Origin of the sequence: Pantoea sp. BR_17 (assembly GCF_041955125.1) — a bacterium.
Taxonomy (GTDB): domain Bacteria; phylum Pseudomonadota; class Gammaproteobacteria; order Enterobacterales; family Enterobacteriaceae; genus Pantoea; species Pantoea stewartii.
The window spans coordinates 1-23,413 of sequence record NZ_JAVAXT010000019.1; the positions used below are offsets into that span (position 1 = coordinate 1).

Annotated in this window: 17 protein-coding genes and 1 riboswitch; of the genes, 6 read left to right on the forward strand and 11 right to left on the reverse strand. The window is 53.2% G+C overall.

What is annotated here, in order from left to right:
• Positions 1-299: 299 nt before the first annotated feature.
• Both purH and purD read left to right on the forward strand, forming a co-directional pair.
• Positions 300-1,889, forward strand: a complete 1,590-nt coding sequence (gene purH / locus RAC60_RS21560) for a bifunctional phosphoribosylaminoimidazolecarboxamide formyltransferase/IMP cyclohydrolase (RefSeq protein ID WP_033737948.1) — start codon at positions 300-302, stop codon at positions 1,887-1,889.
• A gap of 16 nt (positions 1,890-1,905) precedes the next feature.
• Positions 1,906-3,186 (forward strand): phosphoribosylamine--glycine ligase, encoded by a 1,281-nt coding sequence (gene purD / locus RAC60_RS21565; protein WP_164482779.1) that lies wholly within the window; start codon positions 1,906-1,908, stop codon positions 3,184-3,186.
• Positions 3,187-3,224: 38 nt separating this feature from the next.
• Here purD and RAC60_RS21570 read toward each other — a convergent pair whose 3' ends face one another.
• From RAC60_RS21570 to nudC, 6 genes are all read right to left on the reverse strand, one after another.
• On the reverse strand, positions 3,225-3,887 hold the full coding sequence (locus RAC60_RS21570) for a DUF1481 domain-containing protein (RefSeq protein ID WP_033737951.1): 663 nt from the start codon (positions 3,885-3,887) through the stop codon (positions 3,225-3,227).
• Positions 3,888-3,954: 67 nt separating this feature from the next.
• On the reverse strand, positions 3,955-4,227 hold the full coding sequence (gene hupA / locus RAC60_RS21575; protein ID WP_006121511.1) for a nucleoid-associated protein HU-alpha: 273 nt from the start codon (positions 4,225-4,227) through the stop codon (positions 3,955-3,957).
• A gap of 188 nt (positions 4,228-4,415) precedes the next feature.
• Positions 4,416-5,006 (reverse strand): YjaG family protein, encoded by a 591-nt coding sequence (locus tag RAC60_RS21580; RefSeq protein ID WP_006121510.1) that lies wholly within the window; start codon positions 5,004-5,006, stop codon positions 4,416-4,418.
• A 62-nt stretch (positions 5,007-5,068) separates the two neighbouring features.
• Positions 5,069-5,737, reverse strand: coding sequence for a deoxyribonuclease V (gene nfi / locus RAC60_RS21585; RefSeq protein WP_375094317.1), 669 nt, complete (start codon positions 5,735-5,737; stop codon positions 5,069-5,071).
• On the reverse strand, positions 5,737-6,807 hold the full coding sequence (hemE, locus tag RAC60_RS21590) for a uroporphyrinogen decarboxylase (RefSeq protein WP_205953841.1): 1,071 nt from the start codon (positions 6,805-6,807) through the stop codon (positions 5,737-5,739). Before hemE ends, nfi begins: the two co-directional genes overlap by 1 nt.
• Positions 6,808-6,847: 40 nt before the next feature.
• Positions 6,848-7,618, reverse strand: a complete 771-nt coding sequence (gene nudC, locus RAC60_RS21595; RefSeq protein WP_033737957.1) for an NAD(+) diphosphatase — start codon at positions 7,616-7,618, stop codon at positions 6,848-6,850.
• A 196-nt stretch (positions 7,619-7,814) separates the two neighbouring features.
• On the opposite strand from nudC, the gene RAC60_RS21600 reads away from it, so the two are divergent.
• From RAC60_RS21600 to thiE, 3 genes are all read left to right on the forward strand, one after another.
• Positions 7,815-8,318 carry an Rsd/AlgQ family anti-sigma factor gene (locus RAC60_RS21600; protein ID WP_033737958.1) on the forward strand — a complete coding sequence of 168 codons (504 nt, stop codon included), beginning with the start codon at positions 7,815-7,817 and terminating at the stop codon, positions 8,316-8,318.
• 133 nt (positions 8,319-8,451) lie between these two features.
• A riboswitch (TPP riboswitch) is annotated at positions 8,452-8,551 on the forward strand.
• A gap of 86 nt (positions 8,552-8,637) precedes the next feature.
• Positions 8,638-10,560, forward strand: coding sequence for a phosphomethylpyrimidine synthase ThiC (thiC, locus tag RAC60_RS21605; RefSeq protein ID WP_033737960.1), 1,923 nt, complete (start codon positions 8,638-8,640; stop codon positions 10,558-10,560).
• Positions 10,561-11,193 (forward strand): thiamine phosphate synthase, encoded by a 633-nt coding sequence (gene thiE / locus RAC60_RS21610; RefSeq protein ID WP_375094318.1) that lies wholly within the window; start codon positions 10,561-10,563, stop codon positions 11,191-11,193.
• A 113-nt stretch (positions 11,194-11,306) separates the two neighbouring features.
• Here the strand turns inward: thiE and RAC60_RS21615 are convergent, their stop codons facing one another.
• Positions 11,307-12,845 carry a PLP-dependent aminotransferase family protein gene (locus RAC60_RS21615; protein WP_172912800.1) on the reverse strand — a complete coding sequence of 513 codons (1,539 nt, stop codon included), beginning with the start codon at positions 12,843-12,845 and terminating at the stop codon, positions 11,307-11,309.
• Positions 12,846-13,019: 174 nt separating this feature from the next.
• Between RAC60_RS21615 and RAC60_RS21620 the strand changes: the two genes are divergently transcribed.
• Positions 13,020-13,205 (forward strand): DUF1127 domain-containing protein, encoded by a 186-nt coding sequence (locus RAC60_RS21620; RefSeq protein WP_033737966.1) that lies wholly within the window; start codon positions 13,020-13,022, stop codon positions 13,203-13,205.
• A 174-nt stretch (positions 13,206-13,379) separates the two neighbouring features.
• On the opposite strand, the gene rpoC is transcribed toward RAC60_RS21620, so the two are convergent.
• The 4 genes from rpoC to rplJ all read right to left on the reverse strand — a co-directional run bounded on the left by rpoC (position 13,380) and on the right by rplJ (position 23,005).
• Entirely contained in the window at positions 13,380-17,603 is a 4,224-nt protein-coding gene (gene rpoC, locus RAC60_RS21625) for a DNA-directed RNA polymerase subunit beta' (protein WP_033737967.1), read from the reverse strand.
• Positions 17,604-17,722: 119 nt separating this feature from the next.
• Positions 17,723-21,751 carry a DNA-directed RNA polymerase subunit beta gene (gene rpoB / locus RAC60_RS21630; RefSeq protein ID WP_033737970.1) on the reverse strand — a complete coding sequence of 1,343 codons (4,029 nt, stop codon included), beginning with the start codon at positions 21,749-21,751 and terminating at the stop codon, positions 17,723-17,725.
• Between the two features lie 330 nt (positions 21,752-22,081).
• Positions 22,082-22,444, reverse strand: coding sequence for a 50S ribosomal protein L7/L12 (rplL, locus tag RAC60_RS21635; RefSeq protein ID WP_006121499.1), 363 nt, complete (start codon positions 22,442-22,444; stop codon positions 22,082-22,084).
• Between the two features lie 63 nt (positions 22,445-22,507).
• A complete protein-coding gene (rplJ, locus tag RAC60_RS21640) occupies positions 22,508-23,005 on the reverse strand; it encodes a 50S ribosomal protein L10 (protein WP_003848098.1) in 498 nt (165 codons plus the stop codon).
• Positions 23,006-23,413 lie beyond the last annotated feature (408 nt).

Here is a 23,413-nt window from a genome sequence, read left to right on the forward strand (position 1 = left end):
GTTCTCGCAGGCTGACAAGGGCTAAATTCAATAAAAATGACTGTTCGCTGCATTCCACAGCAAAAGCCCGCCTTATACGCAGTTACACACAAAGTTATCCACATTCCTGTTACGTACAAATTTAGACGAGCATCACGCAAACGTTTTCGCTACAATGCCCCCGCAACGCTATGGATGCCCCTTTTCGGGGCGTTACCTGAAGTTTTCGCGTTTTCACTCCTCTATAAAGAGGAAGAAAGCTCGCAAACTTGATGTAACGCTCTTATTTACGCGAATCAAAGCCAAGGGATAAAACCACCATGCAACAACCTCGTCCTTTACGCCGCGCCCTGCTCAGTGTTTCTGATAAAGCCGGCATCCTCGAATTTGCTCAGGCACTCTCCCAACGTGGTGTTGAGCTGCTCTCTACAGGCGGCACCGCACGTCTGCTGGCAGAGGCAGGGCTCCCCGTCATCGAAGTGTCTGACTATACCGGTTTCCCGGAAATGATGGATGGACGCGTTAAAACGCTGCACCCGAAGGTCCATGGCGGCATTCTGGGACGTCGCGGACAAGATGATGCGGTAATGGCGCAGCACGCTATCAACCCTATCGATATGGTGGTCGTTAACCTTTATCCCTTTGCACAAACCGTCGCGAAGCCAGACTGCTCACTGGAAGATGCCGTAGAGAACATTGATATTGGTGGCCCAACCATGGTGCGCTCGGCGGCCAAGAACCACAAAGATGTGGCGATTGTGGTAAAGAGCAGCGACTACCCGGCCATCATCGCCGAGCTGGACGCTAACCAAAACTCACTGACGCTGGAAACCCGTTTTGACCTGGCGATCAAAGCGTTTGAACACACCGCTGCGTACGACAGCATGATTGCCAACTACTTCGGTAGCATGGTTCCCGCCTATCATGGTGAAACTGAGCAGCCGGCAGGACGCTTCCCACGCACCCTCAATCTTAACTTCGTTAAAAAGCAGGATATGCGTTATGGCGAGAACAGCCATCAGGATGCCGCCTTCTATATAGAAGAAAATGTACAGGAGGCCTCTGTCGCTACCGCCGAGCAGGTGCAGGGCAAAGCACTGTCTTATAACAACATTGCGGATACCGATGCAGCACTGGAGTGCGTAAAAGAATTCGCTGAGCCCGCGTGCGTCATTGTAAAGCATGCTAATCCTTGCGGCGTGGCCGTCGGCGAGTCCATTCTGGCGGCTTACGAGCGCGCTTACCAGACCGATCCTACCTCTGCATTTGGCGGTATTATTGCGTTTAACCGTGAACTGGACGAGGCGACCGCACAGGCCATTATCAGCCGGCAGTTTGTTGAAGTGATCATCGCCCCTTCGGCGACCGAAGCGGCCCTGAAAATCACGGCGACGAAACAAAACGTTCGTGTACTGGTATGTGGTGAATGGCAGGGCCGTGTCGCCGCGCTGGATTTCAAACGGGTGAATGGTGGTCTGCTGGTTCAGGATCGCGATCTCGGGATGGTCGATGCCAGCCAGTTGCGTGTCGTCAGCAAGCGTCAGCCTTCTGAACAGGAACTGCGTGATGCTCTGTTCTGCTGGAAAGTGGCTAAATTCGTTAAGTCCAACGCCATTGTCTATGCACGCGACAATATGACTATTGGCATAGGTGCGGGCCAGATGAGCCGCGTCTATTCTGCCAAAATTGCGGGCATCAAAGCGGGTGATGAAGGTCTCGAAGTTAAAGGTTCTGCGATGGCTTCCGATGCGTTCTTCCCATTCCGTGATGGTATTGATGCCGCTGCAGCCGTGGGCGTGAGCTGTGTCATTCAGCCAGGCGGCTCTATCCGCGACGACGAAGTGATTGCAGCTGCCGATGAACACGGTATTGCCATGATCTTTACTGATATGCGTCACTTCCGTCATTAATTCTGTGGAGCGTTTTATGAAAATTTTAATCATCGGTAACGGCGGACGTGAACATGCCCTGGCCTGGAAAGCCGCCCAGTCGCCGCTGGCAACGGCCGTTTTTGTCGCCCCTGGTAATGCAGGTACGGCGCTGGAACCGGCTTTACAGAACGTCGATATTTCCCCAACAGATATCCCGGCATTACTTGCCTTTGCGCAACGTGAACAGATCGATCTCACTATCGTTGGACCCGAAGCGCCGCTGGTGATTGGCGTGGTGGATGCATTCCGTGCCGCCGGCTTAAAAATCTTTGGTCCGACTCAGGCTGCCGCACAGCTGGAAGGTTCGAAAGCGTTCACGAAAGACTTCCTTGCACGTCACAACATCCCCACTGCCGAATACCATAATTTCACCGAGGTCGCCCCTGCGCTGGCCTATCTGCGTGAAAAAGGGGCGCCCATTGTCATCAAAGCCGATGGCCTGGCTGCCGGTAAAGGTGTCATTGTGGCCATGACGTTGCAGGAAGCCGAAAACGCGGTGCAGGATATGCTGGCGGGCAACGCCTTTGGTGACGCCGGGCACCGTATTGTGATCGAAGAGTTCCTAGACGGTGAAGAAGCCAGTTTTATCGTGATGGTCGATGGCGAGAATGTCCTGCCGATGGCCACCAGTCAGGATCACAAACGCGTCGGCGATGGGGATACAGGACCAAACACCGGCGGTATGGGCGCTTACTCTCCTGCACCAGTGGTGACGGATGAAATCCACCAGCGCGTCATGGACCAGGTCATCTGGCCAACCGTACGTGGCATGGCAGCAGAAGGGAATGTCTACACAGGCTTCTTATATGCCGGGCTGATGATCGATAAGACCGGTCAGCCAAAAGTGATCGAATTCAACTGCCGTTTCGGCGATCCGGAAACGCAGCCCATTATGCTGCGCCTGCAATCGGATCTGGTGGATCTCTGTCTGGCTGCCTGTGAAGGCAAGCTCGATCAAAAAGACTCAAAATGGGATCCCCGCCCTTCGCTGGGTGTGGTGCTGGCGGCTGGCGGCTACCCAGGCCCCTACGCGAACGGCGAACAGATTCACGGTTTGCCGCAGGAAGAAGCGGCTGACGGCAAAGTTTTCCATGCCGGTACACGCCTGGAAGGCGACCGCGTACTGACTAACGGTGGACGTGTGTTGTGCGTCACCGCGTTAGGCGATGACGTTGCCGCTGCGCAGAAGCGCGCTTATGCGCTTGCTCAGCCGATTTCCTGGCAAGGCAGTTTCTGCCGCCGCGATATCGGCTATCGCGCCATTGGTCGCCAGTAACGATGACAGGGGCACACGTTGTGCCCCTTTTTCATGCCTCAGAAATCCGCCTCTTTGGGCTCATCTGCACATTCGTCTTTGTGACTGACCCGCAACAGTTGAACGCCTTCTGGCGCTTCCAGCCATGAAACCATCAAGGGACCAGCGGAATGACGGCGGTAATGCGTGAGCGTCTGCCATGCCTCACTGTCAAACGCTGGCGTCACCTTTTGACCGTCACAGGTCTCCACGACATTGCCCCCTGCCCAGTGCCCCTGCTTCAGAAACACCCGACCGCTTAAGAGCGCATCGCTGACGTCCCGCATACGTTGCGCGTCAAACTTATAAAGTTCCACCGTATCAGGGCTGACCGCTTCACGTTGAGTAGCAAGCTGGCGCTGCATAAAGTTAAGACTGCCATTCTGGTCAAATCGCAGGGTGACATCGTCGGGAGGCGCGCCTTTCACCTGACGCTCAACGCTGACCAGGTGATCGCCCAGCCAGCGGTAGTCTGTCGTTTCGCTTTTTTCGCTGTTAAATGGGTTGTACAGCGTACGAATATGCACAGACTGATGATCCGTATTCTTACGCCAGATACGCACACTGCCACGGTCGGCCAGATAACCACTGGCGGAAAAGGCGGGAATGTCGGGGGTGGAACTGCACCCGATAATCAGTGAGGAGAGAAGCAGGGCGGAAAAGCGCTGAAGCAGCGTAGTCATGGTGGCTGGCCCTTAAACAAAAGGGGCGAAATCGCCCCTGTTTAAAACTTTACCGCTATGCGACGTCTTACTTGACGGCGTCTTTCAGAGCTTTACCAGACACGAATGCAGGTACGTTTGCCGCAGCGATTTTGATTTCTTTGCCAGTCTGTGGGTTACGACCGGTACGCTCAGCGCGGTGGTTCACTTTAAAAGTACCAAAACCAACCAGTTGTACAGCATCACCCTCTTTCAGAGACTCAGTGATTGCAGCCAGAGTAGATTCCAGCGCTGCCTTGGCCTGGGTTTTAGACAGGTCAGCTTTTTCTGCGATCACATCAATCAGTTGAGTCTTGTTCATAAGTTATCCTTAAAGTGTATTTATCGCTTGCTAAGCAACGAGTGCGAGGGAAAAGCCAACTTCGGGCACTCTTCAGCCTGCACGCACCGATAGCCACAATTTTCAGCCCCCCAAATGTAGACCAGACAGGGGGCTGATGTGAAGCCTCCAGGCGCGCTAATTAAGGCCTGAAGTCACGTTTTCTCGCCTTATTGCTGAATTTTTATACCGATGTTACTAATTCCCGCCTCGCGCAGGTCGGATCGCAGACCTTTTATCAATTCAAGGTCTCGCTCTTCACAGTCTGCGAGCAGGCGAAAAATCTCCCATTGCAGGTCCCATTCGTCGATGACAGCCGGGTTTTCCCGCAGCTCTTCATCGGTCATTTCACGACCTGCCTGAGTCATTTCCAGAATGGCCACAGTGGTGATGGAGGTCTTGCTGACTTCAATCGCATGTTCAAGCGTTTCGCCACTTAACAGGGCGTGCAGCACTTCACTTAATGCCACACAGGCATCGATAGCCGGATACACGCCGTAGACCTCAAAATCATCGCCATCCGGAATCGCAGCTTCGAGCTTTTCCAGTTGACTGTCGAAGTTGATCTTTGCATCTTTCACCGTCAGCGTTTCCCAAATCAGATCGAGAATTCGGCGGTAAAGCGCAGGATCGGCAAACGCAGTTTGCTGGCAAAAGGCCATGTAATTAGGATACATGCGCTCGCACAGGCAAGCCATAAACGTCAGATGTTGCCAGCTTTCCAGCTTTGCCAGACGCAAATGCACAGGGTTTTGTAACATACACAGAGCTCTTATTCGTTTCGCTGGCCGCAGTGTAACGCAAAAGCGCCCTACAAACAGTGCTAAAGCGCGTTTTGCCAGCGCAGAAATGCAGGTCGGCGTGATGCGACAGCATCTGCCCAGCGCGTCGGTTCCGGTAAACGGTAGCCCTGAGTACACTTTTCAACCCAATCGAGGGCACTGTCCAGGCTGACGCGATGCCCGGTGGCCACAAACAGCGGATTACAGCGTACCTTGCTGCGCCATACCCAGCCAATTTGCTCCCCTTTATCCATTAACGGCTGGCGACTGCCGGGAGTCTCGTCCAGCGGCTCAAACCGTCCGCACAAACGCTTTTTGGCGACACCGATGGTGGGAAGATCGACCATCAGTCCAAAGTGTGACGCCACACCGAGCCGACGCGGATGCGAAATGCCGTGACCGTCGACAAACAACAGGTCAGGCTTCTGCTCCAGCATATTCCATGCCGCCAGCAAGGCGGGATATTCCCGGAAAGAGAGAAAGCCAGGAATGTACGGCATAGTCGTCTCGATGCGCGCGATACGATGCTCCACCAGCTTCAGCGACGGGTATTCGAGAATAACCAGCGCCGCGCGCGTGACCGCACCTTCCTGTTCAAACCCGACGTCTGCGCCACCAATAAAGCGTGGCGGCAGCACATCAAAATCGTCCTGCCGCACGACGTCTGCGGCACGCTGTTGTTGCTCCGCACGAAGTGCAGCAATATCCATTATGACTCCTGATGATACTGGCGGGAAAGGCGGTGCACCGCCTCAACGAAGACGCCGGCATGCTCTGGCGGTACATCCTGATGGATACCATGTCCCAGATTGAATACGTGGCCTTCACCTTTGCCGAAACCGTCCAGAATACTGGCCACTTCCTGCTCGATACGGGCCGGTGGTGCGTACAGCATGGAGGGATCCATATTGCCCTGTAAGGCGACTTTATGCCCGACACGACGGCGGGCCTCACTGATGTCGATAGTCCAGTCCAGGCCCAGTGCATCGCAGCCTGTTTCAGCCATGGCCTCAAGCCACTGACCGCCGCCTTTAGTAAACAGCGTGATCGGCACACGACGGCCTTCGTTTTCGTGCAGTACGCTGTCGACGATTTTATGCATGTAATACAGCGAGAATTCGCGATAATCGCGGCCACTCAATGCGCCGCCCCAGGTGTCAAACACCATGACTGACTGCGCCCCGGCGCGGATCTGAGCGTTGAGATAGAGAATAACGCTGTCGGCCAGCTTATCCAGCATGGCATGCAATGTGGCAGGTTCGGCGTACATCATTTTTTTAATTTTGGTGAAGGCCTTGCTACTGCCGCCTTCTACCATATAGGTTGCCAGCGTCCACGGACTGCCTGAAAAACCAATTAAGGGCACTTCACCATTAAGGTTCTTACGGATGGTCCGTACGGCATTCATCACGTAACCCAGTTCCTGTTCAGGATCGGGAACAGGCAGGCGATCGATATCGGCACGGCAGGTTACGGGGTTTGAAAAGCATGGACCTTCCCCCGTTTCGAAGTACAGCCCTAGTCCCATCGCATCAGGAATGGTGAGAATATCACTGAAGAGGATGGCCGCATCGAGCTTGTAGCGACGCAATGGTTGCAGGGTGACTTCGCAGGCCAGCTCGGCATTCTTACACAGCGACATAAAGTCGCCCGCCTGGGCACGCGTGGCTTTATATTCCGGCAAATATCGTCCGGCCTGGCGCATCATCCATACGGGGGTAACATCGACAGGCTGGCGTAACAGGGCGCGCAAATAACGGTCGTTCTTCAGTTCACTCATGTCAGGACTCTCTCGGTATCAAGCGAGTAGTGTAGCACTCTCACGCCTCAGCGCGGCAGAGGGCAACGGTATCTTCAATTAATCGACGGGCAACGGTGCCAGGTGGAGGCAGTAAAGGCAGCGCATCAAAACGGAACCATCCGGCATCCAACAGCTCTTTACCGTCGTGCTGTAAGTCGCCGCCGTCATACTCCGCCATAAAGGCCATCATTAAGGACTGTGGGAAAGGCCAGGGCTGGGAAGTGACATAACGGACATTCTTCACGCGCACGTTGCTCTCTTCCATCACTTCGCGTGCAACCGCCTGTTCAATGGTCTCACCGACTTCAACGAACCCGGCCAGCACAGTGTAAATGTTATTACGATGACGCGCATGGTTGGCCAGCAGGATCTCATCTCCACGGCGGATAGCAACGATAATACAGGGCGCAATTTGTGGGTAATAACGTTCACGGCAATGGCTACACAGGCAGGCAAATTCGCGTTTACTGGCATGCATCTCATGACCACAATAGCCGCACCAGCGATGGGATCGGTAAAACTCTGCTAACTGCACACCGCGCCCGGCCAGCTGAAACAGGCCCGGATCTTCGTTGAGTAACTGGCGCAACGACAACATATCTGACGAACGCGTTTCACAAATCAGCCAGACCTTCTCTCCCTGCCATTCGCCAATCACGCGCCCCTGGTGCCCGGTAAGGCCAAACTGCTGTGCGTTTCCGTGAGGTAAATCGCCTTGCGGTAACCAAATTTTCTGTTCACTACTGACAATCCACCATCCAGCGTCTACGCTTGAAATTTCGCATTGCATTTATTTCGTCATCCTTAGCGTCAACCCGCACGCTGAAGTCCCGATGTTAAGTGTGTAGATGAACAACTATACCCAAATAATTCTGGTTGCAAGACGACAGCACGCTTATTTATCCCGACAGGTTCGCGGAGAACAAGCGCAATTGGCGCATCGCTAATCCGAAATATGAAGGTGCATAACGCATACGGAGTTAACTATGCTTAACCAGTTAGACGTTCTGACCCAACGCGTAGGTGGCAGTAATGAACTGGTAGATTCATGGCTGGCAGCTCGCCGCCAGCTGTTGGTTTCTTATTACCATTTGGTCGGCATCAAGCCAAAAAAAGAAGCGCTGACTCGCCTGGACGAGCAGGCACTGGATAACTTTTGCCACACGCTGGTCGATTATCTTTCATCCGGTCACTTTAGCCTTTACCAGCGTTTGATTGCAGAGATGGACGGCACCAGTCCGCTGCTGGCTGCCGCGCAGATTTACCCGTCGCTGGAAGCCAATACCGAGCAGTTGATGCAGTTGTATGACGGCCACCTGCAACAGGCCATCGACGACGACAACTATGTGACGTTTCAGCACGCCTTGTCAGAAGTCGGCGAAGCTCTTGAAGCGCGTTTTACCCTTGAAGACAAGCTTATCCAAATGGCATGGGACAATCACCTGACTCCGCCCGTGGCGAACGATAGTGAAATTGCCCGCCCTGCTTAACAGTGCCGCAAATGTAAATAACTTGTGATTCATAAAAAGCCCCCTTATGCTGAGTGGGCTTTAAAACATCTGTTTTATGTTAGTCAGGGTTTGACGGTTGCACGTCCTTGCGGGACCTGATTAACCGTTAAACCAAATCTTGTCGGAGTGCCCATTGGGCTGAGACCGTTAATTCGGGATCCGCGGAACCTGATCAGGTTAGAACCTGCGAAGGGAACAAGAGTAAATTTTTACGGTACGCCGCACTCAGGGTGCCCGCTGTGCCGTTACTCCTTCCGAACTCCGGACAAGCAACCTTCCCACTTACTGGAATATTGCTATGTCTACTACGAAAACGACCCGTCGCGAACAACGTGCTCAGGCACAGGAATTCATTGATTCCCTGCAGGGTGGCAGTGCCTTTCCCAACTCAAAACGTATCTGGCTGACCGGCAGTCGTGACGACATTCGTGTCCCCATGCGCGAAATCCAGCTTAGCCCTACATTGACCGGCGGCAGTAAAGATGAGCCCGTTTACCAGGAAAATGAGCCTGTGCCGGTTTATGACACCGCCGGTGCCTATGGCGATCCGGCAGCAAAAATCGACGTGCATCGCGGACTGGATAAACTGCGTGCTCGCTGGATTGAAGAGCGCGACGACAGCGAAAAACTGACGCAGATTAGCTCGGCGTATACGCAGCAGCGACTGGCTGATGACGGACTGGATCACCTGCGCTTTGAACATCTGCCAACGCCGCGCCGTGCTAAAGCCGGCCGCTGTGTGACCCAGTTACATTACGCGCGTCGGGGAATCATCACGCCAGAGATGGAGTTCATCGCCATTAGGGAGAACATGGGCCGTGAGCGCATTCGTGGTGAGGTACTGCTGCAACAGCATCCGGGCCACAGCTTTGGTGCCCATCTGCCCGAAAACATTACCCCCGAGTTTGTACGCCAGGAAGTGGCCGCTGGCCGCGCCATTATTCCGGCCAATATCAACCATCCCGAATCCGAACCGATGATCATTGGACGCAACTTTCTGGTGAAGGTGAATGCCAACATTGGTAACTCAGCGGTGACCTCGTCTATTGAAGAAGAAGTAGAAAAGCTGGTCTGGTCCACACGCTGGGGCGCGGATACGGTCATGGATCTGTCGACCGGACGCTATATTCATGAAACCCGTGAATGGATTCTGCGTAATAGTCCTGTTCCCATCGGCACTGTTCCGATTTATCAGGCACTGGAGAAGGTCAATGGTGTGGCTGAAAACCTGAACTGGGACATTTTCCGCGATACGTTACTGGAGCAGGCCGAACAGGGCGTGGATTATTTTACTATCCATGCGGGTGTGCTGCTGCGCTACGTTCCCATGACTGCAAAACGCCTGACCGGTATTGTGTCCCGTGGTGGCTCCATTATGGCGAAGTGGTGCCTGTCTCATCATAAAGAGAGCTTTCTCTATGAACACTTCCGCGACATCTGTGAAATTTGCGCAGCCTACGATATCGCTTTGTCACTGGGCGACGGATTACGCCCCGGATCGATTCAGGACGCCAACGACGAAGCACAGTTCGCTGAGCTGCACACGCTGGGTGAACTGACAAAAATAGCCTGGGAATATGACGTACAGGTGATGATCGAAGGCCCCGGCCATATCCCGATGCAGATGATCCGTCGCAACATGACAGAGCAGCTGGAACATTGCCATGAAGCGCCGTTTTATACTCTGGGCCCACTGACGACCGACATTGCGCCGGGCTACGATCATTTTACCTCTGGCATCGGTGCCGCCATGATTGGCTGGTTTGGCTGCGCGATGTTGTGTTACGTCACGCCGAAGGAGCATCTTGGCCTGCCAAACAAAGAGGATGTGAAACAGGGATTAATCACCTACAAGATCGCCGCGCATGCTGCCGATCTGGCCAAAGGCCATCCGGGGGCGCAGATCCGCGACAACGCCATGTCGAAAGCGCGCTTCGAATTTCGCTGGGAAGATCAGTTCAATCTGGCGCTGGATCCTCATACAGCCCGGGCCTATCACGATGAAACGTTGCCACAGGAATCGGGTAAAGTCGCCCACTTCTGTTCAATGTGCGGCCCTAAGTTTTGCTCAATGAAGATCACGCAGGAAGTGCGTGACTATGCTGCCAGACAGGAAGCGGAAGCGCAGGCTATTGAGGTTGGCATGGCGCAGATGTCTGATCATTTCCGTGAACGGGGCGGTGAACTCTATCATCCCGCCACAGCGATTAAGGAGGAGTAAATGAACGCCTTTCCCGCTACCGCGCCGCGATTAGGGCTGTATCCGGTGGTCGACAGCGTCGAATGGATCGAACGCTTACTGGATGCCGGGGTGCGCACGATTCAGCTGCGGATTAAGGATCTGCCAGATGAGATCGTTGAACCCACCATCATCCAGGCTATCGCAACAGGTCAGCATTACCAGGCGCGCCTGTTTATTAATGACTACTGGCAGCTGGCGATTAAGCATAAGGCTTATGGCGTTCATCTGGGGCAGGAAGATCTGGCCGTGGCCAATGTGCAGCGCATTCTGGACGCAGGCTTGCGCCTGGGCATTTCCACGCACGATGATGCTGAGCTGGATCGGGCGCTGGCGCTGCGTCCTTCCTACATTGCGCTGGGACATATCTTTCCGACTCAGACGAAGGTGATGCCCTCTTCTCCGCAGGGGTTGTCTGAACTTAAACGCCATCTGAGTCGGTTGCAGGGGATCTCTACCGTGGCGATTGGCGGCATCAGCATTGATCGCGTTCCGGCGGTACTGGAAACTGGTGTCGGCAGTATCGCCGTGGTGAGCGCCATTACGCAGGCAGAGGACTGGCGGGCGGCCACCCGCGAGCTGTTACGGCTTGTTGAGCCCGAATCCGGGCATTAATCGCCGTGTCGCGCAGATAAACGCACACTTTGCGCAACAGGCAGATAAAAACTGGAAAGCCGCGCACGGCAATGAAAATTGCGACTGGCGCGGCTTTTTTCTGTCCTTTAAATTCACTGACGTCCGGCCGGGATGGCCTGACCAGGGCCAGTTCCCTCCTCTTTCTGGCCCTGCTTCTCACTACCTGAAGCGATGATATCGATAACGGCGGATAGATCAGCCGACGGCTGATGCGCACAGGCGGCCATCGCTCGCTCGACAGCCTTACCGGTCAAGGCCAGTGCCTGTTCAATCTTACTGCTTGAGGGCAAGGCGTAATTCAGGCGCAGACAGTTACGGTACTTTCCGGAGGCCGAAAACAGCGAGCCTACGGCAATCTGGATCCCTGATTTGCGTAATTCGTGGTTGAGCTGCACCGCATCAAATGCCTCAGGCAATTCAATCCACATCAAAAAACCGCCCTGAGGCCGCGTGACGCAGATACCGCAAGGGAAGTAATGCCGTACCCAGCAGGAAAAGGTGTCGTAATTGCGCTGGTAAACCTGGCGCATCCGCCGAAGATGCGTCTGGTAATGGCCCTGCTGGATAAAGTCAGCTACGGCATGCTGAGGCTGAGTGGCGGTAGAACCTGTCACAATGTATTTCATATGCAAAACACGATCGCGGAAGCGTCCGGGCGCCACCCAGCCCACACGTAAACCCGGTGCCAGCGTTTTGGAAAACGAGCTGCACAGCAATACGCGTCCTTCTGTATCCAGAGATTTAATGGATGAAGGCCGCGGGTACTCCCAGGCCAGCTCACCATAAACATCGTCTTCAATGATCGCCGCATCAAAACGCTGTACCAGACTCAGCAGCGCGCGCTTGCGCTTTTCGGGCATGATAAAGCCAAGAGGATTGTTGCAGTTAGGGACGACGACGACCGCTTTGATCGGCCACTGATCAAAGGCCAGTTCCAGCGCTTCAAGGCTGATTCCCGTTACAGAATCGGTCGGAATCTCAATGGCCCGAATGCCGAACCCACGTAATGTCTGCATGATGCCGTGAAATGACGGCGATTCGACCGCAATGATATCGCCGGGCTGGCATACTGCGCGCACGGACACTGACAGCGCTTCGTGGCAGCCTGTGGTAATCACAATATCTTCTGAGGTCAGCTGGCAGCCGCTGTCGATCATCAACCGGGCAATTTGTTCTCTCAGCCGGGCGACACCGTAAAGGTTGTCGTAATTCAGCAGCGTGCTTTCCTGCTGCTGCGCCTGACGGCTAAACGCCTTCCACAGAGGTTTCAGTGTGGACTGCGTTAAATCCGGCATACCGCTGCCCAGTTGCAGTACATCCTGTTCCCGGCGGCTGTTAAGCAGGTCAAGCACCGCATCCCACTGGGTAATTTCCACCGGATATTGCGCCGGACGCGTTAAGGCCGGAACGGGTGGCATCGCCTTATGCGGTGCCACAAAATACCCGGAACGCGCCTGCGGAATAATCAGCTGTTTCTGCTCCAGCAGATAATAGGCCTGCTGTACCGTGCTGATGCTGACACCATGTTCGACGCTCAAACTCCGAACGGAGGGCAGGCGCTCGCCACTTTGGTACAACCCCTGTTCAATACGTTTTTCCAGCAATGTGGCTAAATGTTGATAGCGCGTCATGATTGACCTCAGCCAGGTTGATGACCCGACAAAACAGTACAGACAGCCTGTATTTCTACCATTCAGTCCACGCTGACGGCAATCTGTATGTTAAATAATTGCTTCGGGTGCATCTGTATTGGAAATTGTATCTGCATGAAAATATTTCTCAGGTTACTTACTGAGGGCAGGATCATGGGATATGAGGAAAATCGTAGCGCTAAACCCTTTGCAGTTTCACTCAGCCTGTTTCGCTTTATCTGGCATCATTTTCGTCGCTGGCAGTGTCGGCGCGAAACCCGCATGATTTTATGCAGACTGAGCGACAGTGCGCTGAAAGATATCGGGTTAAAGAGAAGCGATATCAACAAACGCTTTTAATTACGGCTCGCCTGCAAACAGGCGTGAGTCGATTTCGTTAACAGGACGGACTTCGGAAAACACTCTTCACGACAGCACGCGTTATGAATGCCGGTGCCGCCTGTATAAGACAGCCTGATCTCGCAGGCAAAAAAAACCCTGCCGGAGCAGGGTTTTTTATCAGGCGTTTGACGATTACTCGTCGTTGTTACCGCCAAGACCCGCGTTCAGTAACTCCGCCAGGCTTGCGGATGCTTCGTCAGCAGTCACCTGCGGTGCAGCTGGCACTTCGCCTGCCGCACGACGACGCATACGATCCTGGTGATAAGCGTAACCGGTACCGGCCGGGATCAAACGACCCACGATCACGTTCTCTTTCAGACCGCGCAGTTCGTCGCGCTTGCCTGCTACTGCCGCTTCGGTCAGGACACGTGTAGTTTCCTGGAACGATGCTGCAGAGATGAACGATTCGGTTGCCAGTGACGCTTTAGTGATACCCAGCAGGTCACGTACGAAGGTTGCGCCAACTTTTCCGTTCGCTTCAAGTTCACGGTTAGAGATCTTGATGCGAGAGAATTCAGCCTGCTCACCTTCCAGGAACTCGGTGCTGCCCGCGCTCATGATAGTAGCTTTACGCAGCATCTGACGAACGATGACTTCGATGTGCTTATCGTTAATCTTAACGCCTTGCAGACGGTAAACTTCCTGCACTTCGTTAGTGATGTAACGGGTAACCGCATGCACGCCACGTAAACGCAGGATGTCATGTGGTGACTCTGGACCATCGGAAACCACGTCACCGCGCTCAACACGTTCACCTTCGAACACGTTCAGCTGACGCCATTTCGGAATCATCTCTTCGTACGGATCGCTACCATCCAGCGGTGTAATCACCAGACGACGCTTACCTTTGGTTTCTTTACCGAAGGAGATGATGCCGCTGATCTCCGCCAGGATTGCTGGCTCTTTCGGACGACGCGCTTCGAACAGGTCAGCAACGCGTGGCAGACCACCGGTAATATCCTTGGTACCGCCAGATTCCTGCGGAACACGCGCCAGGGTATCACCCGAGCTGATCTTCACGCCATCTTCCAGCTGTACAATCGCTTTACCTGGCAGGAAGTACTGAGCAGGCATATCGGTACCTGGGATCAGAACATCATTGCCGTTGGCATCAACGATTTTCAGTGCCGGACGCAGATCTTTACCACCTGAGGTACGTTCTGCAGAGTCCAGAACCACCAGCGATGACAGACCTGTTAAGTCATCAGTCTGACGCGTAATGGTCTGACCGTCGATCATGTCGGTGAAGCGAATGAAACCGCCCACTTCTGTGATAACTGGCATGGTATGCGGATCCCAGTTTGCAACGGTTTCACCCGCAGCAACCTGCTCACCATCACCTTTCGCCATGGTCGCACCGTAAGGAACTTTATAGCTCTCTTTCGTACGGCCAAATTCGTCGATCATTTTCAGTTCAACGTTACGCGAGGTGATCACCAGCTTGCCTGCTGAGTTCGTTACCGACTTAGCATTGGTCAGCTTGATGGTACCTTTGTTCTTCACCTGAATGCTGGATTCAGCTGCCGCACGAGATGCCGCACCACCGATGTGGAACGTACGCATCGTCAGCTGTGTACCCGGCTCACCGATTGACTGTGCCGCGATAACACCGATTGCTTCGCCTTTGTTGATGATGTGACCACGTGCCAGGTCGCGACCATAGCAATGCGCACACACACCAAAGTCGGTTTCACAACCTACAACCGAACGCACCTTCACGCTGTCGACTGAGTTCAGTTCCAGCACGTCACACCAGTGCTCATCGAGCAGTGTGTTACGTGGAACCAGAATATCAGCCGTGCCAGGCTTCAGAACGTCTTCTGCCGTTACACGGCCCAGAACGCGCTCACGCAGTGGCTCTTTCACGTCGCCACCTTCGATGACTGGCGTCATCATGATGCCTTCGTGTGTACCACAGTCGTCTTCGGTGACAACCAGATCCTGCGCAACGTCAACCAGACGACGCGTCAGATAACCGGAGTTCGCGGTTTTCAGTGCGGTATCTGCAAGACCTTTACGTGCACCGTGCGTCGAGATGAAGTACTGAAGTACGTTCAGACCTTCACGGAAGTTCGCGGTGATAGGCGTTTCAATGATGGAGCCATCTGGCTTAGCCATCAGACCACGCATACCGGCCAGCTGACGAATCTGTGCAGCAGAACCACGCGCACCGGAGTCGGCCATCATAAAGATGCTGTTAAAGGAAACCTGTTTCTCTTCTTCGCCGTCACGGTTAATCACGGTCTCGGTTGAGAGGTTTTCCATCATCGCCTTCGCTACGCGCTCGTTCGCGGCAGCCCAGATATCGATGACTTTGTTGTAACGTTCGCCGGCGGTAACCAGACCAGACTGGAACTGTTCCTGAATTTCGGCCACTTCGGCTTCGGCTTCAGAGATGATTTCCACTTTCTTGGCTGGGATAACCATGTCGTCGATACCAACAGACGCACCTGAACGGGCGGCGTAGGCGAAACCGGTGTACATGGTCTGGTCAGCAAAGATAACGGTCGGCTTCAGGCCCAAAATGCGATAACAGGTGTTCAGCATTTTAGAGATAGCCTTTTTACCCAGCGCCTGGTTGACGATGGAGAAAGGCAGACCTTTCGGTACGATCATCCACAGAATCGAACGACCAATGGTGGTGTCGATCAAGCTGGTTTTCGCAACGAACTCATCCTGCTCGTTTTTGCTGTACTCAGTGATACGCACTTTAACGCGCGCATGCAGCTCGGCCAGGCCAGCGCGATAAACACGCTCAGCTTCTTTCGGGCCGGTCAGCACCATGCCTTCACCTTTGGCATTCACTTTGTCGCGGGTCATGTAGTACAGACCCAGTACAACGTCCTGTGAAGGAACGATGATTGGCTCGCCGTTCGCCGGTGACAGAATGTTGTTGGTCGACATCATCAGCGCACGCGCTTCCAGCTGGGCTTCCAGCGTCAGCGGTACGTGAACAGCCATCTGGTCACCATCGAAGTCGGCGTTATAGGCCGCACAAACCAGCGGGTGAAGCTGGATGGCTTTACCTTCGATCAGAACCGGTTCAAAGGCCTGGATACCTAAACGGTGCAGCGTTGGTGCACGGTTCAGCAGGACCGGGTGTTCGCGGATGACTTCGTCCAGGATATCCCAAACGACAGCTTCTTCACGCTCAACCATCTTCTTCGCGGCTTTGATGGTGGTGGCCAGGCCACGCAGTTCCAGCTTGCCGTAGATGAACGGTTTGAACAGCTCCAGTGCCATTTTCTTCGGCAGACCGCACTGATGCAGACGCAGGTATGGACCAACGGTAATAACAGAACGACCGGAGTAGTCGACACGCTTACCGAGCAGGTTCTGACGGAAACGACCCTGCTTACCTTTGATCATATCGGCCAAAGATTTCAGAGGACGCTTGTTAGAACCGGTGATCGCACGACCGCGACGACCGTTATCCAGCAGGGCATCAACCGCTTCCTGCAGCATACGTTTTTCGTTACGTACGATGATATCTGGCGCAGCCAGATCCAGCAGGCGTTTCAGACGGTTGTTACGGTTGATCACGCGACGATACAGATCGTTCAGATCCGACGTAGCGAAACGACCACCATCCAGCGGTACCAGCGGACGCAGATCAGGCGGCAGAACCGGCAGAACGGTCAGGATCATCCACTCTGGCTTATTACCAGACTGAACGAACGCTTCCAGCAGCTTGATACGCTTGGTCAGTTTTTTACGCTTGGTCTCGGAGTTGGTTTCGTTCAGCTCTTCACGCAGCTGCTCGCACTCTTGCTCCAGATCCATATTTTTCAGCAGCGCCTGGATAGCTTCTGCACCCATCTTCGCGTCGAATTCGTCACCGAACTCTTCCAGCGCGTCAAGGTACTGCTCTTCCGTCAGAATCTGACGTTTTTCCAGGTTAGTCATGCCGCCTTCGATCACAACATAAGATTCGAAGTACAGCACGCGCTCGATATCACGCAGCGGCATATCCAGCAGCAAGCCGATACGCGATGGCAGTGATTTCAGGAACCAAATGTGCGCAGTCGGTGATGCCAGTTCAATGTGGCCCATGCGCTCACGACGTACTTTGGTCTGTGTAACTTCTACGCCACACTTCTCGCAGATTACGCCACGATGTTTTAAACGCTTGTACTTACCGCACAGGCATTCGTAATCTTTTACCGGTCCAAAAATACGGGCACAGAAAAGACCGTCACGCTCTGGCTTGAAGGTACGGTAGTTAATGGTTTCCGGCTTTTTAACTTCACCAAAAGACCATGAACGGATCATGTCTGGCGAAGCCAGCGCAATTTTGATCGCATCAAACTCTTCGGTCTTAGTTTGCGCTTTCAGAAACTTAAGTAAGTCTTTCACGGATTAGCTCCCGTCGGAGTGAGACTCAGGGGCGTCCAACCGAAATTGAACGCCCCATAACCAGTACAAATGCGAGCGCGTTAACCCTGCGCTTACAGGCCGAAGCCTGCTACTGAGGGTTACTCGTCTTCCAGCTCGATGTTGATACCCAGCGAGCGAATCTCTTTCAACAGTACGTTGAACGATTCTGGCATGCCAGGTTCCATCTGATGGTTGCCATCCACGATGTTCTTATACATCTTGGTACGGCCGTTAACGTCATCAGACTTAACGGTAAGCATTTCCTGGAGGGTATATGCCGCACCGTATGCTTCCAGTGCCCATACTTCCATCTCACCGAAGCGCTGACCACCGAACTGTGCCTTACCACCCAGCGGCTGCTGAGTAACGAGGCTGTAGGAACCGGTAGAACGTGCGTGCATCTTGTCATCAACCAGGTGGTTGAGTTTCAGCATGTACATATAACCAACGGTTACCTGACGTTCGAACTGCTCACCAGTGCGACCATCAAACAGGGTAATCTGACCGGAAGAAGGCAGACCGCCGAGCTCTAACAGCTCTTTGATTTCGCTCTCTTTCGCACCATCAAACACCGGCGTGGCGATCGGCATACCTTTTTTCAGGTTTTCAGCCAGACGCAGAACTTCGTCATCACTAAAGGTATTCAGGTCAACTTTCTGACGCACATCTGTGCCCAGATCGTAAGCACGCTGGATGAATTCGCGCAGTTTGGCGACTTCTTCCTGCTTCTTCAGCATCGCGTTGATTTTCTCGCCGATACCTTTCGCTGCCATCCCTAAGTGCGTCTCAAGGATCTGACCGATGTTCATACGTGAAGGTACGCCCAGCGGGTTCAGTACGATATCGACCGGCGTACCGTTCTCATCGTAAGGCATGTCTTCGATTGGGTTGATCTTCGAGATAACACCTTTGTTACCGTGACGACCTGCCATCTTATCACCAGGCTGAATCTGACGTTTAACGGCCAGATAAACCTTAACGATTTTCAGCACGCCTGGTGCCAGATCATCGCCTTGTGTGATTTTACGACGCTTGCCTTCGAGTTTTTTCTCAAACTCGTGCTTCAGTTCGTCGTACTGCTCTGCCAGCTGTTCCAGCTGGTTTTGCTTGGCTTCGTCAGTCAGACCCAGTTCCAGCCAACGCTCACGCGGCAGCTTGTCCAGTTTGTCTGCTTCAACGCCACCAGAAATCAGGACAGACTGGATACGGCTGAACAGGCCCGCTTCCAGAATCTGCAGCTCTTCAGACAGGTCTTTCTTCGCCTGCTTCAGCTGCATCTCTTCGATTTCCAGCGCACGTTTGTCTTTTTCCACGCCATCGCGGGTGAAGACCTGAACGTCGATAACCGTACCCGAAACACCGTTAGGCACGCGCAGAGAAGAGTCTTTCACGTCAGACGCTTTCTCACCGAAGATCGCACGCAGCAGTTTCTCTTCTGGTGTCAGCTGGGTTTCGCCTTTTGGCGTCACTTTACCAACCAGAATGTCGCCACCGGTCACTTCCGCACCGATGTAAACGATACCGGATTCATCCAGTTTAGAGAGTGCAGCCTCACCCACGTTCGGGATGTCAGCGGTAATCTCTTCTGGCCCCAGCTTGGTGTCGCGAGACACACAGGCCAGTTCCTGAATGTGGATGGTCGTGAAGCGATCTTCCTGCACCACGCGCTCGGAGACTAAGATGGAGTCTTCGAAGTTGTAACCGTTCCACGGCATGAACGCGACGCGCATGTTCTGACCCAGCGCCAGTTCACCGAGATCGGTAGACGGACCATCAGCCAGCACATCACCACGCTCAACTGGCTCGCCCAGAGATACACATGGCATCTGGTTGATACAGGTGTTCTGGTTAGAACGGGTGTATTTGGTCAGGTTGTAGATGTCGATGCCCGCTTCGCCCGGATACATTTCGTCTTCGTTAACTTTGATAACGATACGTGATGCATCAACGTACTGAACGGTACCGCCACGTTTCGCCACAGCGGTAACACCGGAGTCAACGGCAACCGCGCGCTCCATACCGGTCCCTACCAGCGGCTTATCGGCACGCAGTGTAGGAACGGCCTGACGTTGCATGTTCGCACCCATCAGGGCGCGGTTAGCATCATCGTGTTCCAGGAACGGGATCAGTGACGCACCGACGGAAACGACCTGTTGGGTCGAAACGTCCATGTAGTCAACCTGATCGCGGCTGAACAGGCTCGATTCACCTTTGCTACGGCAGGTCACCAGGTCATCAACGAACGCACCTTCTTCTGACAGATTGGTGTTCGCTTGAGCGATGACATAGTTACCTTCTTCGATGGCAGACAGGTAATGAATTTCATCAGAAACCACACCGTCGATCACGCGACGATAAGGGGTTTCCAGGAAACCGTACTCGTTCGTCTGCGCATATACAGACAAGGAGTTGATCAGACCGATGTTCGGACCTTCAGGGGTTTCGATTGGGCAGACACGACCGTAGTGCGTTGGGTGTACGTCACGCACTTCGAAGCCGGCACGCTCACGGGTTAAACCACCCGGGCCGAGAGCAGAGATACGACGCTTGTGCGTAATCTCTGACAACGGGTTGTTCTGATCCATAAACTGGGACAGCTGGCTTGAACCAAAGAACTCTTTCACCGCCGCCGAAATAGGCTTGGCGTTGATCATGTCCTGAGGCATCAATGTGTCGAGGTCGCCCAGAGAAAGACGCTCTTTCACTGCACGCTCAACACGGACAAGGCCGACGCGGAACTGGTTTTCCGCCATTTCACCCACTGAACGAATACGACGGTTACCGAGGTGGTCGATATCGTCCACTTCGCCTTTACCGTTACGGATGTCGATCAGCTTTTTCATCACTTCGATGATGTCTTCTTTGCTCAGGATACCTGAACCTTCGATTTCATCACGCAGCAATGAACGGTTGAACTTCATGCGGCCGACAGCAGAAAGATCGTAACGATCTTCAGAGAAGAACAGGTTCTCGAACAGGTTCTCTGCTGCTTCACGCGTAGGTGGCTCACCAGGACGCATCATGCGGTAAATCTCAACCAGCGCGCTCAGGCGATCGTTGGTTGGGTCGACACGCAGGGTCTCGGAGATATAAGGGCCGTGATCCAGATCGTTGGTGAACAGCGTTTCGATACGCTTGTGACCCGCCTGGCTCAGCTTGGCCAGTAGATCCAGCGACAGCTCCATGTTCGCTGCGATAATCAGTTCACCGGTGTTCTCATCGATATAATCTTTAGAGACCACTTTGCCTGCAATATATTCAACAGGCACTTCAATGTGCTGGATACCGTCTTTTTCGAGCTGACGAATGTGACGCGCAGTGATGCGACGCCCTTTCTCAACGTAGACCGTGCCGTTCGATTCGATATCGAAGGTCGCGGTTTCACCACGCAGGCGCTCTGGCACCAGTTCCATCTGCAGCTTGTTGTCACGGATTTCATACACCACTTTCTCGAAGAAGATATCGAGGATTTCAGCAGTGGTGTAATGCAGTGCGCGCAGGATGATACTGGCCGGCAGCTTACGACGACGGTCAATACGGACGAAAAGGTTGTCTTTCGGGTCAAACTCGAAGTCCAGCCATGAACCACGGTAAGGAATGATACGTGCGTTATACAGCACTTTACCCGATGAGTGGGTTTTACCCTTATCGCTGTCAAAGAATACGCCAGGACTACGATGCAGCTGAGAAACGATAACACGCTCAGTACCGTTGATAACAAAGGTACCGTTGTCTGTCATGAGTGGAATTTCACCCATGTAGACTTCTTGTTCTTTAATGTCTTTTACTGTGCCTTCTGGCGCTTCGCGCTCATAGATCACCAGACGCAGTTTGACGCGCAGCGGTGCCGAGTAGGTCACGCCACGGATCTGACATTCTTTCACGTCAAAGACAGGTTCACCTAAGCGATAGCTGACATACTGCAACTCAGAGTTGCCGCTGTAGCTCGCGATAGGGAATACAGAGCGGAAGGCAGCTTCCAGTCCGTACTGACCTTCTGGATCTTGCTCAATAAACTTCTGAAACGAATCAAGCTGGATAGAAAGGAGATAAGGTATGTCCAAAACTTGTGGACGTTTACCAAAATCCTTACGAATACGTTTTTTCTCGGTATAGGAGTAAACCATAGGGTTCCTCAGCTAGCTGACAAGTCGACCCACGCTGTCCGTCCTGACAGGACAGTTCATGCAACACGATTTTGTTTGATTCACGCACTGCCCGGCAGTGTGTGCAATACCTCTTTCTATCACGCTTAAATCATTTCATTGCTTCAGCGTGGGCAGGGAACCCGCACAGGAAAGCAGTATATTAAGTCGTCGATAGAGAAAGATATTGAAGAGCAACAATGGACAAACAGTGCGAAACCCCATTGAGGCCCTGGAGCGCAAAAAGGCTGGTGACCAAAAAGTCACCAGCCATCAGTCTGATATTACTCAGACTGCAACCCGAGGGTTGTCTTACTTAACTTCAACTTCAGCGCCAGCTTCTTTCAGAGCAGCTTCAAGTGCAGCTGCGTCATCTTTGCTGATGCCTTCTTTGATCACGCCAGTTGCTTCAACCAGATCTTTGGCTTCTTTCAGGCCCAGACCAGTTGCGGTACGAACGGCTTTGATTACTGCAACTTTGTTCGCGCCAACAGCTTTCAGGATAACGTCGAATTCAGTTTTCTCTTCAACAGCTTCAGCTGGGCCAGCAGCAACAGCTACAGCAGCAGCAGCAGAAACGCCGAATTTTTCTTCCATAGCAGAAACCAGCTCAACTACTTCCATTACGGACATAGCGGCAACGGCTTCCAGAATTTGGTCTTTAGTGATAGACATAACAATTGTTCCTAAGAATCAGAAAAAGTTTATACGTTAGCAAGTACGAAGAAAAGAGAGGCCTTAAGCCGCTTCTTTTGCATCGCGAACAGCAGCCAGAGTGCGAACCAGTTTGCCGGCAGCGGCTTCTTTCATGGTCGACATCAGACGTGCCAGTGCTTCTTCGTAGGTCGGCAGCGTTGCCAGACGGTCAATATTGGCCGCCGTGATCAGCTCACCTTCAAAGGCTGCAGCTTTGACCTCAAATTTTGCATTCGCTTTCGCGAAATCTTTGAACAGACGAGCAGCAGCGCCCGGGTGTTCCATAGAATATGCAATCAGGGTCGGACCAACAAACGTGTCTTTCAGGCACTCGAACTGAGTACCTTCAACGACGCGGCGCAGCAGGGTGTTACGAACAACACGCATGTAAACGCCAGCTTCACGACCTGCTTTACGCAGTTCGGTCATTTTATCAACGGTAACGCCACGAGAATCCGCAACAACCGCTGAAAGCGCACCTTTGGCTACTTCGCTGACTTCAGCAACAATCGCTTGTTTGTCTTGAAGATTTAATGCCATTAGCTTTAGCTCCTGGATTTGACCGGGGATGGATTTCCCCGGAACTCACTTCACTTATTCGCCCGAAGGAAAATAAGCGCTATTACACGGTGAGCAGAATCCAGTAAAGAAAAATTCTTTTGGTTCTGTCACCGTCTACGCAGGGTATTAAGCATTACATCCGAAAATGTGCAGCTCCTGCGGTCTTGGACGGAGGCCAGGATAAGGCCTGGCTCCAACCTAAAATTCGGCTGTACATCGTGGCTCAGATTGCCTTGCACTGACAGCCTTTATAAGGCCTGCTGAACACTTTACTGTGTTTCAGGCGACTGACTCAGTCGCTGCGTTCGCACAATCTGACTTACTCACGATGACATCTGCATGAATGCAGAACAACGGGCGTAAGATTCTAGGTGAATTTTTCGCCCG

Coding starts and splice junctions, on each gene's coding strand:
- purH (WP_033737948.1), top strand. CDS start 300: ATGCAACAACCTCGTCCTTTACGCCGCGCCCTGCTCAGTGTTTCTGAT.
- purD (WP_164482779.1), top strand. CDS start 1,906: ATGAAAATTTTAATCATCGGTAACGGCGGACGTGAACATGCCCTGGCC.
- RAC60_RS21570 (WP_033737951.1), bottom strand. CDS start 3,887: ATGACTACGCTGCTTCAGCGCTTTTCCGCCCTGCTTCTCTCCTCACTG.
- hupA (WP_006121511.1), bottom strand. CDS start 4,227: ATGAACAAGACTCAACTGATTGATGTGATCGCAGAAAAAGCTGACCTG.
- RAC60_RS21580 (WP_006121510.1), bottom strand. CDS start 5,006: ATGTTACAAAACCCTGTGCATTTGCGTCTGGCAAAGCTGGAAAGCTGG.
- nfi (WP_375094317.1), bottom strand. CDS start 5,737: ATGGATATTGCTGCACTTCGTGCGGAGCAACAACAGCGTGCCGCAGAC.
- hemE (WP_205953841.1), bottom strand. CDS start 6,807: ATGAGTGAACTGAAGAACGACCGTTATTTGCGCGCCCTGTTACGCCAG.
- nudC (WP_033737957.1), bottom strand. CDS start 7,618: ATGCAATGCGAAATTTCAAGCGTAGACGCTGGATGGTGGATTGTCAGT.
- RAC60_RS21600 (WP_033737958.1), top strand. CDS start 7,815: ATGCTTAACCAGTTAGACGTTCTGACCCAACGCGTAGGTGGCAGTAAT.
- thiC (WP_033737960.1), top strand. CDS start 8,638: ATGTCTACTACGAAAACGACCCGTCGCGAACAACGTGCTCAGGCACAG.
- thiE (WP_375094318.1), top strand. CDS start 10,561: ATGAACGCCTTTCCCGCTACCGCGCCGCGATTAGGGCTGTATCCGGTG.
- RAC60_RS21615 (WP_172912800.1), bottom strand. CDS start 12,845: ATGACGCGCTATCAACATTTAGCCACATTGCTGGAAAAACGTATTGAA.
- RAC60_RS21620 (WP_033737966.1), top strand. CDS start 13,020: ATGGGATATGAGGAAAATCGTAGCGCTAAACCCTTTGCAGTTTCACTC.
- rpoB (WP_033737970.1), bottom strand. CDS start 21,751: ATGGTTTACTCCTATACCGAGAAAAAACGTATTCGTAAGGATTTTGGT.
- rplL (WP_006121499.1), bottom strand. CDS start 22,444: ATGTCTATCACTAAAGACCAAATTCTGGAAGCCGTTGCCGCTATGTCC.
- rplJ (WP_003848098.1), bottom strand. CDS start 23,005: ATGGCATTAAATCTTCAAGACAAACAAGCGATTGTTGCTGAAGTCAGC.